Consider the following 13,666-nt stretch of genomic DNA (forward strand, 5'->3'; position numbering starts at 1 on the left):
AAGATGTTTATCCCAAAAAGACCGAATATCAGCTCACAGCCTTTGGCAATAGCTTACTTCCCCTTTTATCCCAGATTAATGAGTGGGGAATGGACCATTCGGAATTGGTAAAGGAAAGGTTGCAGGAGTTGGAAGAGGAAGTTTAATGGTGCGTTTTGATGTACTTGTTGCCGTAGGCAACTTGTAGCTACAAGAACAGGTGGCGCCACAAATCGTGACAGCCACCTTCAATTGCAGTAGCACCAGGCTATAGGATATCGTTGAGCAATCCCGCGAGGCGATAGCCGGCATTGCGTATGGCTACCTTGATGTCGTCGCGGTGTTGACGGACATACATATAGGTATTTTGCGTCGCGGAGGGATTGGCTTCAATCTCGCCGTAAATACGTTCACTGATCTGGTAGGAGCTATAAAACCAATCTTCGATCGATGCCCGCTGTATCTCGCGGATCGATGCCGGGTCCATGCGATCGTATTCTTCCGCCATCTCCGAAAAACTTAGTCCTATCCCTTCAATGACTTGACTATCCCATATCGCGTGCAGATTGGTGGAGTCTCGCCGCCACAATGCGGGTATGTCGTTTCCACCGCGATCTTCCAGACGGCCACAGTGCATCGGCTGGTGCATGTCGCCAACAAAGTGGATCAGAAATTTCAACGCATCGGCGCGCTCGTCAGACGATTTACTTTTATCCTTTAATATGGCTATCATCTCTTGGATACCCGAGTAGGCTGTTTTTTTGTCTCGGTGCTCGGCTAAAAAGGAGTGCACGCCAGCTCGATCCAATCCCTTTGGAATATTGATATAATGCCAAGGCTGACTGTCTTTGTATTTCTCTGTGCGGATCACCTCATCGGCCCATGTGCCGACCATCGCCATCGATTCGTCGCCCAGCAGACGACGCACTTCGGCCAGCGCTTTTTTGTTTAGGTGCTGCTCGGCAATACGGCCTATCGCACGATGTCCTTTCGCTCCCCATGCGTTGCTCAGCAGGGGTGCGATGCTCACCAAAAGGGCGAGGACGAATATTTTTATCATATGTTGCTTTTTCATGTCTATGTTTTCTTAAATGATTAATCAAAAATATACCGAATACCTACCTGAGCTCTCCAGGTGTTGGACAGGCTCACACTATTTCTAAATGTTTCTGTCGGTGGCTCGTTAGTTCCGTTAGCCAATCGTATACGATAGACAGGCTCTTGGTTATCGTTGACCCCACGGTAGCTTAGAAGCTGCGCAAAGTCGGTCGTCTTGCGTCCGCCCCAGTTGCTGTTGAACAGGTTTCCGATATTGAGCACATCAAAGGAAAGCTGCAGACGGTGATTAGTTTCTTTAATACGTACAATGTTCAAATCCTGAACCAAGCGCAGGTCGAAAGTATGATTCCAGGGATACTTCGCTGCGTTCCGCTCAGCATATTGCCCTCTACGTCCCTTCAGGTACGGATCCTGATCAATAAAGGCTTCCAGTAGCGCAGCTTGTCTTTCGTGAGTGTACATCTCGTCATTTACGGTAAACTCTTCAAACCGTAACTCAGACGCATTGTTCGGGATATACAGAAGCCTGTTTGCTCCATCGCCGAAGTTGCCTTGATAAGTGTAACTGTACACGCTCTGTCCGGCATCATAAAACACGGATATGGTGGTGCTACCTGTTTTATAGCTCAGCCAGCCCATCAGGCGGTGTGGGTAATGGGTATTGCTGTATCCGAGCTCGGGGTTATTGCGGTTCTCGCGCACGGTTCTGGGCCAGATCTCGGCGGCCTGTGCTCCCCCACTGAAGCCATAATCTTTGGCGCGGCTATGGGTATAGGCGACGTTTCCGGTGAGCCCCCTCCACAAGCGTTTGTTCAACTGAAAGGTCAACGAGTAGTAATAACCGTTCTTCTCTGCGTTACGCAACATGTACACATTGCTAAATGTGCTGCTCGTCGTTGATGATGTGTAATACGGTCTTGGGTCCGCGCCCTGAAAGTAACCATGTGGCTCAGGCAATACCAAATTTTCTGCCGTCACCTGTTTCATATCCATCGAGAAAATACCCTCTACGGAAGCTACAAAGCCACCCGGAAGTGTTTTATCCAGCGCGAGCGTACTTCGCCATATCTTCGGTAAGGAGAAATCTTTGTCGGTGAGGTTAATCTCGTTAGAAACCTGTGCTTCCAGCGTAGACGGATCCGGCCGGTAGGCGTCCACATCGGGATTAAATGGTCTAGGATCTGCGGTAAAGTCATCACCGGTCATGCCATAGCCGCCACGGGTCACACCATTCCGGTTCACCTGGTTGGAGATATACACGAAAGGTATTCTACCGAGAAAGATCCCCGTACCGCCGCGGATCTGCATACTGCGGTCTTCAAAGACATCGTAGTTGAATCCGAAGCGCGGCGAGAGCACAAGCTTTGCTTTCGGCAGCTGCGAAACATCGGGAATAACGGTAGAACCGTCTCTAGGATCGGTCAGCTCAAACTGCAACAGCCTATCATTCGGCGGAAGAGAGATCGGGTAGAATGGCATATCGGCACGAAGCCCCAATGTCAACTTTAAATTGCTTAATGGTCTAAATTCATCCTGTACATACAGGCTCAGCTGCGCAAAGCGCGTCGCATCGACAGGAGGAACAGCTGGATCACCATAGCTATATCCCTGTGCAAAGGCATAAGGTTGTACTGTAGGATCGCGGTCGATTACGGCCCGCACAAAATCATCGTACGAACTGTAGCGGTAATAACCGTTGAACATGGGGTTAAATGCGTTTTCGAAAGTCATGTACTCGAAATTAACACCTGCCGTCACAAAGTGGTCTTCTAATGCAATATGGGTGTTATTTGTGATATTGAAGGTATTATTCGAAACGACATTACCAACGGTGAAGAGTTCGTTACCAACAGAAAAATAGTATTTCAGCTGGCCATCCGTGTCGGGCTCCAATACATCGATAAAGGGGAATGGCTGACCGCCGGGCACTCCTCTTCGAGGATCTTCAACACTGCTATAGCCTATTGAAAACTGATTTGAGATACGGTTACTCAGGATAGAAGAAAGTTCCCCGGTGATGGAGCGAACCTGAATATTGTTCGTGTAGGTCGAATTGAAGAAATTGAGCCCTTCGCTGCCATTACGGCTTCCTGTGATACTGACCGAGCTGGGAAGATAGCTTAGGCTGTTGTTGTTGCTCTGAACATTCCGAAACTGTTTATAATCATTGAACCGGATGAACATTTTATGCTTGTCATTGATGTTCCAGTCTAAACGGGCATTGAACCGCTTGCTGTTATTTGCAAACGGGTAATTTTCGAAATCGCCGGTATTGTATTGATAGCGTTCCTGTAATTTGTCCTGTACGTACTGTGCGCGTTCGAAGGGCACGCGGATAATGTTTCGGGCTGGATCAGGCGACTCACCGTCCCGTAACGCCCGTTTGTTGTTGCCGGGCGCCAATTGGCCTTCTTGTTCATAGTTTACAAAGAAGAATAGTTTGTCCTTGATAATGGGACCGCCTAAACGAAATCCTGTGATCTTGTTTTCGGAGTCCCCCTTGTTGAGCCGCTCCTCAAACGATTTGTCACCAGTCATCTGGTCGTTTCGCAAGTAATGATATACGGATCCAGTAAACCGGTTCGACCCGGAACGCGTAACGGCATTGACATTGGCGCCGGTAAATCCTCCCTGGCGTACATCAAAAGGCGCGAGGTTGATCTGCACTTCTTCGATGGCATCGAGCGAGATCGGGTTGCTGCCCGCAAACTGTCCGCCGGTTACCCCGAAGTTGTTATTGTAGATATTCCCGTCAATCGTATAATTATTAAAGCGGGAATTTGCTCCGCCAAAACTCGTGCCGTTGGACTGGGGGATTGCTTTGGTCAGGTCGTTAATGCTTCGCGACACGGTCGGCATTGTTTCCATCGCTTCGCGCGAAATATTCAACGCCGTTCCGCCCCGTTGGGAATTCATCAGGTTATCGCCAGCTCCGTTGACGACGACCTCATCCAGTTGCATACCGCCGGAGATCATAATAGGCAGGTACAGATCCTGACCTAAAGAGAGCGTAATATTGTCGACCTTTTGCGGCTGATGGGCAACGTGACTTACCAATACATAATATGGACCTCCAATGCGGAGATTGCTTAAGGTAAACCGCCCTTCACTATTGGACTGAATCTGATATTTGGTACCCGAAGGCTGGTGTACCGCCGTGACGGAAGCACCTGCTAAGGGTCCGTTTTCGGTATCAATTTTGCCACTCATCTGGGCTGTTGTTACATTTTGTGCAATACTATTTCCAAGGCTGAAGACCAGGAGCAGTATTGATAGGATCAATAGTTTCTTCATGTGTGCTTTGTTGTTTTTTATGCTTTTTTATCGGGTGTTCAGACCGTCTTTTTTCCGATTAGACAATCCCTCCCATGAGTGGATCGGTTTTCGAAAGCTTTCCGGTTTCGACATGGCCGGCGTAACGTTCCTCCCAATCATCATTGCCCAGAAGACTGACGCGTATATCATACCAATGATATTGCTTTTGTAAATTTAAGGTGATAGACAAAGCTTGGCCGGGTGCCAGTTTCTGTTGGAGATTTCCTTGTTTGTAACTCAGATCCTCCAACAGGACAGTCTGTGTTTCCGCCGTTGGGTTATGGAGGTCAATTATCAGATTGCCTGTCAAATTTCCTGCTGTACTGTCTGATGACGATTCGTATCGGCAATTGGCGGTTACGACGGACTGTTTCTGCCGCCCCCGGTATTCACGATAAAATCCATTTGGCGCATATACACGGAGGTGATATGCATTGCTGTCGAATGCGTTGAGTTGCCAGTCATCTTTTAAGGTGTCGCCGGGAGCTACAGCGTATTCCCATGTGCGTAGCACTTCATTCTCGTAGGGATTCATGGCATAAACCAAAAAGGGGGAGCCACTGGACAAGGGGCCGTATGCTGCATTGCCGGCGGTAAAGGATAGTTCGAAGCGTTCCGCCTCGGGATCGTACGCTCCTTGTACGTACAGTTCATAAGGAATCGAACAAGACGGCTTAACACCCTTTTCTTGTTGTGGGAAAAACACGGATGCCGACGGGTTTTCGTTAATCTGATCAATTTCGGCAGCCGATAAATTCTTGTAGTTTTGCGGGACATCTTTAAATTGTGATCTATGGATGTCGTGCATAAATGCATGTTTATCGATAAACTGCGGGTCGCTGAATTTTTCTCCATTGTACGGGCGAAAAACAGATGTTAAGTCGCCGCAAATCGTCCGCCGCCAAGCTGTTAAATTTTTCTCTTCTATTTTTTTTTCGAACTTCTTGGCGAGAAAATTTTCAAGGAACTGAATGGAAGAGGTGTGGTCAAACAGCTGCGAGTTGACATATCCGCCTCTTGTCCACGGTGAAGCGATGACTAGCGGCACGCGATAACCTAACCCTAAAGAACTTTCGCGTAATCTGTCGTTCCTACTCGAAGGATTGGTTTGCTGTGTATTTAACGCCCAATCCATCTTCGGGTCAATCGGAGCCGAAACCTTACCGCTATTCGCTTTGTAAGGGTCTGGCACAGCATAAGGAACCACGTGGTCGAAGAAGCCGTCATTTTCGTCGTAGGTAAGGATAAAAATTGTTTTTTTCCATACCTCCGGATTTTCAAGTAAGATTTCCATCACCTCGTTCACATACCAGGAACCAAACCACGGGCGTCCTGGGTGATCCGAAAAATTTGCCGGAGTCATTAACCAGGAGACTGTAGGCAGTTTATCATTTTTTACATCTTCCCGGAATTGGTGTAACACATCGCCTTTTGGCACATTCAATTCCCGCGGCGTTCCCTCGTCATCATAGCGAAGAGTCGTTAGCTTATGGAAATCGGGATCCTGACTGTTGACTGTGAAGGCTCTGTTATTTAAGGCTTTTTCGTAGGCTGACAGCTTATTGAAATTTTCATGTGTATAGCGCTTCTTTCCTTCCTGGATCATCGCAAGTACCTTTTTAGCCGCGGCTAATCTTCTTTGATCAGTTTCTTCCACCGGATTTTCTCCGATGCGATCAATCTCTGCCTGTGCAATTTTCTCCCGCTCATGCAGGTTGGCAATGCCACTCGGGTGTAAACGCACGTTATAATTATGGAAGTATTCCATTACGTTGGTTCCAAAATTACTCAACCAGCTACTTTCCTCGCCGCTCAAGCCAAAACCCATGGTAAGTTCGTTTTGGTAAATCCGCCAGGATACGCCCTGCTCTTCCAGTCGTTCGGGGTATGTCTTCCAGTTTAGCGTCGGGTTATTATAGTCACTGTTGTTCCATACATGTGCTTTTGCATCTACAACATTGCGCTCCCGAATGGTTCCGGTCATCCAGTACCAGCGATTTGGATGTGTGCCGGTGATGCTGGAACAAAAGTGTTGATCACAAACAGTGAAAGCATCTGCCAGCGAATAATAGAATGGAAAATCTGCCCGATCACAATAGCCGAGCGTCAGCGGAATGTCTTCGTACTTCTTGTTATAGGGCTTTTTGACATTCAGCCACTTATCATATTTCCCTTTGTTGCGCGCGTCCGTTTGATCTGCCCAGCCATGTGGCGTAGAGCCCATCCATGGCACTTTTGTAGTCTGCGTGTTTAAACGGAAAGGGATATATGTTTTGCCTTCTTTGTTGGATTGCAACCAAACTTTGTTCTTATTTGGCAAATCGATAACCCTAGGGTCGTTAAATCCGCGTACACCTTTCAATGTGCCGTACAGGTGATCGAAGGAACGATTCTCTTGCATCAGAAAAACAATATGCTCGGCATCGTAAAACGTGCTTCCCGGTGCCGGATCAATGGCTAATGCTTTTGCGATAGTTGGTGGAAGCATGCCTGCTAAAGCCGCGCTTCCGGAGAGTAGTGCAGCCTTTTTGATAAAATCTCTTCTCGAATTGTTCATGCTATGAATTTTTCCGTCTGATGAAATTATTCATTTGTGTTTGCATTCAATCGTATTCATGAATGTTTCGCATTTTGCTTTTTAACGGTGATGAAGCTTGCATAAATTATTCGTATCCTTTTGCTTGAGGCAATTTATGCAGGTTTCAAAATCATTACTTGTCCTCTTTTAAAAACCTGGCGACGATCGGTAAATGATCACTGATGAGCCTCATGGTCTCTGGAGGGAAGAACTGCATAACCTTTGCCCCCCCGTCGAGGATTTCTTTATTCATGTTTTCATTGACAAGAATATAATCCAGGCGTCTTGTGGGCGCATTTGATGGATGGGACAAGACCTCGGGGTCAATGATATCGACAAAGTGATTCTTTAGCGCAGGGTCCTTGGTGAGCATCGCTATTTCTTCGCTATCTGGGGTTGCATTATAATCGCCGGCCATAAGCATGTTCGTTTGTGGGTTGAGCGACAAATAGCGATTAAAGGTTTCCGTAAGCAGCGCAATTTGTCCCTTTCTCATGGCGACATCCCTATCGCTCCGCCCCGCCTTTAAATGCACCCCCGTGAGCAAAAATGAATAGCTTTCGGAAGGAAAAACATCTACGGACCACATGCGGGTATTGATGTGGTTCTGGGTTTCAGCCTTGCCTTGCTCGTTCACGAAGCCTGGTAGCGAGGTCGTGGCCAAACCGTAGGTGGTCATCAGTCCCATCGGAAACCTGCTCATCGCCACCACGTTCATGTACCAATTATGACTAGGCGCATCAGCAAAATAAATATAGCCCATATCAGCCAATGAATCCTGTGCCAGTTGTTTAAGAAACTTGGCACTTTCGAATTCCTGTAGCACGACAATATCGGCATCTGCCATTCTCAGGGCTTTCAGCAACAGGGAGATACGCCGCTGCATATTTTCGGGAGGATTGTCTTCACGCCTGTTGTTGATATAAGGGTCATTGTGGAGATCCACAAAATGTTCCACATTCCAGGAAATGACTTTAAAAGAAGAGTCCGCAGGATAAGTATAATCAATTGGCTTTACGATACTGCCCGTGTTCACCTGTCCGGTTGATCGGGCGGGGATCCGTGCTTTTTGTGCACACGATCCCATCAATAAACCAAATAAAACGATATATGTTAGTTTCTTCATGGAAGCCATATGATTGGAATAGTAAGACCTTCAAACTAAATAGAAAGGTGCCTCAGGCAGTGCTGAACGGGCACCTTCCCAAATTTTCATCTGATTAAATTTGTTTTCTATCGGCGATTCGGCTTGCATGAGCTGAGTCAATCATGCTCTTTTTTGAGCGTCAGTTCATGCAGGTTTTACCAATTTAAAAATTGAGCCCGTCAACCCAACCAGGATTTTGATCGAGGTTGTTGTTAAGCGAGCGTTCGTTGATGGGGATCGGATAGAAGTAATCCCTTTGTTCGTTGAATCCTGCCAGCGCGATGTTGTTATGGTAGAACACATTACCTTTAGTACCTTCGGTGAGGATCATACCCCCATTATTGACCGGGGTACCGAGTTCAAACATTTCGACACCCACTTCGTCAGCCGGCTTATTGCCCTTGGTGTAGAGTACAAGGTTCGTTTTTCCGTCACCTGTCAGGTCATATTCACCTGGGCCAGGGAAGTAGATACCTAGCAGAGGCTGGTCGATGCAATATCCTGCCTTCCATCGTACCAGGTCGTCCAATCGGAAACCTTCCTGAACAAGTTCGATGGCTCTTTCGCGGCGGATTTCGAGGACCACCCCTTTGTTGGCAGCGGTCACATTGGTGTATCCCGTCTCGTTCGATAAGAGGTATGGGTCGGGGTTGGCGTTTGCCGTAGCTACATCGAGATTGGGCATTCCCACCCTGTCCCGGAGTAGTTTGATCGAAATATCTATATCGGTTTGGGTCAATGTGCCTAATTCTGCTTTGGCTTCCGCATAGTTGAGCAGTACTTCGGCATAGCGAAAAATCGGAAGGTCGTTTGACGAGTAGCCTACACGGACATCATACCCGAGTGTTTCATCTTGCAAGAACTTGATTGGGTGATATCCGTTGACCGATGTCGAAAATTTATTCGGAAACGGCTTATTGTCCGATAAGGTGAATTTAGGGTTGCGGATGCTTTGAGACAAGCGGGGGTCGCGGTTTTGGACCTCGTCGATAAAGGTCATGGTTTGCCAACCGTCTTGATCGGTGAAGCGAGAACCGTCCTTCATCAAGTAAGTGTCGACAAACTTTTTGGTGTACGAGGGGCGCCCTTGCGCTGCAGACATGGTAAACGATGACGCATTGTGGTTGACACGAGGGCTGGAGCTGTAATCGTATGCCAAAATAAACTCGCCCGGGTCTGCATCGTCCTGGCTGAAGAGGGTGAAGTAAGATTTTTCCTCTCCACCGGTTGTGTAGAGCCTATACCTGCCCCCATCGATCACCTCTTTAGCGGCAGCGGCTGCTAGTTCCAGGTATTTGTCGGCTTCATCACCGCCATGGTATTTTCGAAAAGTGCCTTCATAGAGGCAAAAACGCGATTTGAGCGCCAATGCCGTCCATTTGTTGACGCGGAAAACACTGACTTCGCTGGGAAGGTTGGCAATGGCATAATCGATATCTTCAACCATCTTGGTCATCACCAATTCACGCGGGTCGCGTGGCTTATAAAGCGCCTCGTCAGACGTGCCCAGCTCCGTATCATACCAGGGCACATCGCCAAATCGTTTCACCTTGTTGAAATAGAACATGGCGCGAAAAAAGCGTGCCACGCCGGAATATTTGCTAATCGCCGCTTCGTCTTCGGCCTGGTCAACGCGAGCGAGAAAGGTGTTGATTCGCCGCAGGTCGCCCCAATCCCATCCACCGCCCGAGTTGGGCACCGTACGACGGTTTCCGCCGATAATTATTTCTGAGAGCGTCATCTGTACAAGATGATCACTTTGCTGGCGGTCGTCCATATTTAACATGTTGTATAACGGATTGGTGAAGAACTCGAGGTCTTGCTCAGTTCTAAAGTAGCCGCTTTCAGGAATCTGACTCAGTGGTTGCTTGTCGAGCAGTTTTTCACAACTCGATAAAATTGCGGAAAGCACTGTAATCGACAATATTGAAAGTATTTTATTCATTGTTATCGTAATTTTTTTTATTAAAAAGTGATATCTATGCCAAACGTAAATGTTTTAGACCAAGGGTAGTAGGCCTGATCAGTTTTTCCTTGGTCGGACAACTGCCTGTTACGGTAGATATACGCTGTTTCGGGATCGAGGTATTTTGTGTTCTTTTTTAGTGGCGACCAATATGCTAGGTTCTCGCCTGAAAAGTAGAGCCGAAGCTGATCAATGCCAAACCTTTTTGAAAGGTTTACAGGCAACGTATAGCCGGCAGTCAAGTTCTTAAGGCGCAAATATGCTAGGTTTTGGAGGTAGTGATCATTGGTCTTGGCCAGGTAACCGCCGGTTGCCAGATAGGCTCTCGCTCTCGGGAAATAGGCATCGGGATTGTCTTCCGACCATACTTTGTCGATAAAGTTATAGGGCATAAAGGATCCGTAAGACGCTGAATAGTGCCCCCAGAAATCTCTGGTATTACCATGGAGATAGACATGGTGGGTGCCAACACCTTGGAAAAAGGCGGTAGCGTCAAAACCCATCCAACGTATGCTCGCATTAATGCCGTAGGATAGTGACGGGAGTGAGTTGCCCAATTTCGCAAGGTCACCCGGATCGTCTACGGTATTGGCACCAACTCCCCAAACGCCATCGCCGTTTAGATCGAGAAATTTGAGGTCTCCCGCCATCCAGCCGCCGGTTAACCGCGAAGATTGTAGACTCAAGTCCACCTCTTCGGCGTATTGTCTTGCCTCTTCATCGGTTTTGAAGAACCCGTCAGTCTTATAGCCCCAGATTTCACCCCACTCCTGTCCAACATAATGATCTTTAGCAAATGATCTTTCGGGATTGTCATATTTGGTGACCACGGTTTTGTAATCGCTGAGGTTAAAACCCAAGCCATATTGAAATGGTTTTCCAGCCAGGTTGAATTGATCTCTCCAGTTGACAGAAAACTCGAAGCCTTTGGTGCGCAGGTCGGCGGCGTTCATCTCGGGAGGGTTCGCCCCATAGACTGCAGGCAAAGCTACACCGACCGTAAGCATATCCTTCGTGTTTCGTATATAGAGATCGGTGGTCATGCTCAAACGGTTATTCAGCATATTCAAATCGAGTCCCAGATCCCATTGCTCGGCAGTCTCCCAAGTGAGATCATCGGCCAGTGGGGCTCCCAGCGCGGCTTGTTTGGAAGGTGTGTTTCCACCGAACAGCTGATTCAAATTGCTGATCGACACCAATCGAATATAAGCATAATAGCTCGACACGTTTTGATTACCTAAGCTACCGAAAGAACCTCTCAATTTGAGGTTATCTATCAGATTACCGGCTCCACCATTCTTGAAAAATGGTTCTTCCGAGATCCTCCAACCTACTGATGCCGAAGGGAAAAATCCCCATCGGCTCTCCGGAGCAAAGCGAGAAGTGCCGTCATAGCGACCACTGAATTCAGCTAGATAGCGCCCCTTGTAGTCGTAGTTGGCTCGACCAAAAACCCCTAACAACGCCCACTCACTTTGGCCCCCGCCGACACTAGTGATAACGGCGCCATTGGCGTCGGTCCCCACAAGATTTAGGTCGTTTATATCGGACACGACAAGGTTTTCGCCAACGGCCCGCACGTTTTTAGTGTGGTGAGTTTCGTAGTTGAACCCACCCACCGCAGTAAGATGGTGTGCTCCGTTAAAGGTATCTTCGTAGTTTGCATAAGCATTGAACGCTTTGTATCTATTCGTGCCGACAGTTTCAGTCAACCGGTTGATACCTGCTCCGGTGATGTACTCCTCAATAGGACTATCGGGATATACACGGTATGACAGTGGGTTACCACGGGCAGTGCTGCGACGTTGGTAGAATCGATAGGTGAAGTCGCCCGTGATGGTCAGAGTTCTGATGGGGTTCATCACCAAACGTGTTGTGCTTGAGATATCGTTGTCAGAATCAATCGTGGGGTGCAGCCCATCTACCAACATGATTTGGCGACCATTTCCCACTTTATACGTTCCTATCAACCCATCAGTATCGTAGATACCTGTTCCATCGGGATTGAAGAATGGGAAATTTGCGAGCGCGTGGTTGGCGGCATTGTGGATGAGGCCATCAATACCGTTTTGGTTGCTGTATTTGGAATCATATAGGGCGAGATTACTTGATAAGGTAGCCCACTTATTGATGTTGAAATCAACTTTGGAGCGCATGTTGTAGCGGTTTAACACGTCAGGATGATGCCTCTGCATCCCTTGCTGGCGAAGATAGGAACCGGATACCAAGTATTTTACGTCATTTGAGCCACCGCTTAATGAGACACGATGTTGCTGGAAGGGGTTGTTGTTGCTAAAGAGGCCGTTCCACCAGTCCTGATTGGCGTAGTATATCCAACGATTTCTACCGTCGCGAACGTCTTCAATGACCCACGGCCGATCGGGATGTTCAGTTTTATCGTCTACGCGTGCCCACAACTCTTCCATATCCTTATCGGTGTATTGGATATATTTGTTCCCCGAGTCGGCCTGCCAGAACTTGTTGACCAAAAACACCGACCAGTATCCGCGGTATTCGTAGTCTTTCGACGTGGTGGGTTCCTCCCAGCCCATACGCGAGCTGTAATTGACCGTGGCTTTTCCGTCTTGGCTACTTCCGCTTTTGGTTGTCACCAAAATAACACCGAAAGCCGCACGCGCGCCATAAACGGCTGCGGCGGAAGCGTCTTTGATGATGGAAATCGACTCGACGTCGGCCGGGTTGATGCGGTTCAGGTCACCTACAGCACCATCAATCAGCACCAACGGTTCCGTTTCGTTGATCGAGGTTATACCCCGTATATTGATGTCCGGCGTCGAGCCGGGTTTGCCCGCATTCGTGGTCACGTTGACACCAGGCACCATTCCCTGTAACATGCCGGTTACGGTGGGCGTGACTCGATCCGCGAGTTCTTTGCCGCTTACGACCGAGACAGCACCGGTCAGATTGACACGCTTTTGTGTGCCATAACCGACCACCACGGCTTCTTCGAGTTCTTTAACATCTTCCTGCAGATAAATAACCAGATCGGTTTGCGAATCAGATATCGGCTCTGTTTTGTTGATGTAGCCTACGATCCGTACATCCAGCGCAGTTTCCCCCTGAGGAATGGACAGTCTGAATGACCCGTCTTCATCGGTTATGACACCCCGGTTTGATCCCTCTACGGAGATGGTTGCGCCGACAATGGGCTGTTCTTGGATATCGAGCACTTTTCCGGAAACGGTCCTGTTCTGGCCCGAACTTTTTGGTAATATCACGATATTTTCGCCAACATGTGTAAACGTTAAATTTGTTCCAGCAATCAGGTTGGTCAGCACGGAATCAAGATCCTTTTGTAAGATCTCTTGCTTCTCTATGCTATAGGGTGCTGTTAAATCGGGGTTGTAAACAAATTTTTGACCGGATACACTTTCTATTTGCTTAAGCGCTTGCGTCAACGATCCTTCTTTTAGGCTTAGGGTAATTTTGTCAGCTTCCTTTTGTAAGTCTTCACTACTGGCCTGGGCATTCCATACATTCACCAGAAGTACCAACAGCGTAGCGATAACGATAAGATTTCGCTTTTTGAAACATGCCCTGCAGCAGTATGTAAGTGTTAAGTAACTATTTTTTTTCATTAAATTTGAAGTAAATTGATGAT

7 protein-coding genes are annotated in these 13,666 nt (G+C 47.8%); 1 reads left to right on the plus strand and 6 read right to left on the minus strand.

Translation table 11 applies throughout. The features are described from left to right. The coding region (locus ACFOET_RS18445) for a winged helix-turn-helix transcriptional regulator (protein ID WP_379025475.1) at nt 1-146 on the plus strand (146 nt) is incomplete at its 5' end. Between the two features lie 101 nt (nt 147-247). On the opposite strand, the gene ACFOET_RS18450 is transcribed toward ACFOET_RS18445, so the two are convergent. The 6 genes from ACFOET_RS18450 to ACFOET_RS18475 form a co-directional block, all read right to left on the minus strand. After that, a complete protein-coding gene (locus ACFOET_RS18450) occupies nt 248-1,054 on the minus strand; it encodes a S1/P1 nuclease (RefSeq protein WP_379025418.1) in 807 nt (268 codons plus the stop codon). 20 nt (nt 1,055-1,074) lie between these two features. Beyond that, complete coding sequence (locus ACFOET_RS18455) at nt 1,075-4,332, minus strand: TonB-dependent receptor (protein ID WP_379025420.1); 3,258 nt, start codon at nt 4,330-4,332, stop codon at nt 1,075-1,077. Between the two features lie 58 nt (nt 4,333-4,390). Then, nucleotides 4,391-6,910 (minus strand): phosphocholine-specific phospholipase C, encoded by a 2,520-nt coding sequence (locus ACFOET_RS18460; RefSeq protein ID WP_379025422.1) that lies wholly within the window; start codon nt 6,908-6,910, stop codon nt 4,391-4,393. 154 nt (nt 6,911-7,064) lie between these two features. Continuing rightward, nucleotides 7,065-8,057 carry an endonuclease/exonuclease/phosphatase family protein gene (locus tag ACFOET_RS18465; RefSeq protein WP_379025424.1) on the minus strand — a complete coding sequence of 331 codons (993 nt, stop codon included), beginning with the start codon at nt 8,055-8,057 and terminating at the stop codon, nt 7,065-7,067. 184 nt (nt 8,058-8,241) lie between these two features. After that, a complete protein-coding gene (locus tag ACFOET_RS18470) occupies nt 8,242-10,023 on the minus strand; it encodes a RagB/SusD family nutrient uptake outer membrane protein (RefSeq protein ID WP_379025426.1) in 1,782 nt (593 codons plus the stop codon). Between the two features lie 20 nt (nt 10,024-10,043). Beyond that, nucleotides 10,044-13,643, minus strand: coding sequence for a SusC/RagA family TonB-linked outer membrane protein (locus tag ACFOET_RS18475; RefSeq protein ID WP_379025428.1), 3,600 nt, complete (start codon nt 13,641-13,643; stop codon nt 10,044-10,046). Between the last annotated feature and the right edge of the window lie 23 nt (nt 13,644-13,666).

Origin of the sequence: Parapedobacter deserti, assembly GCF_042646065.1 — a bacterium.
Lineage (GTDB): Bacteria > Bacteroidota > Bacteroidia > Sphingobacteriales > Sphingobacteriaceae > Parapedobacter > Parapedobacter deserti.

Coding starts and splice junctions, on each gene's coding strand:
- ACFOET_RS18455 (WP_379025420.1), bottom strand. CDS start 4,332: ATGAAGAAACTATTGATCCTATCAATACTGCTCCTGGTCTTCAGCCTT.
- ACFOET_RS18460 (WP_379025422.1), bottom strand. CDS start 6,910: ATGAACAATTCGAGAAGAGATTTTATCAAAAAGGCTGCACTACTCTCC.
- ACFOET_RS18470 (WP_379025426.1), bottom strand. CDS start 10,023: ATGAATAAAATACTTTCAATATTGTCGATTACAGTGCTTTCCGCAATT.
- ACFOET_RS18475 (WP_379025428.1), bottom strand. CDS start 13,643: ATGAAAAAAAATAGTTACTTAACACTTACATACTGCTGCAGGGCATGT.
- ACFOET_RS18450 (WP_379025418.1), bottom strand. CDS start 1,054: ATGAAAAAGCAACATATGATAAAAATATTCGTCCTCGCCCTTTTGGTG.
- ACFOET_RS18465 (WP_379025424.1), bottom strand. CDS start 8,057: ATGAAGAAACTAACATATATCGTTTTATTTGGTTTATTGATGGGATCG.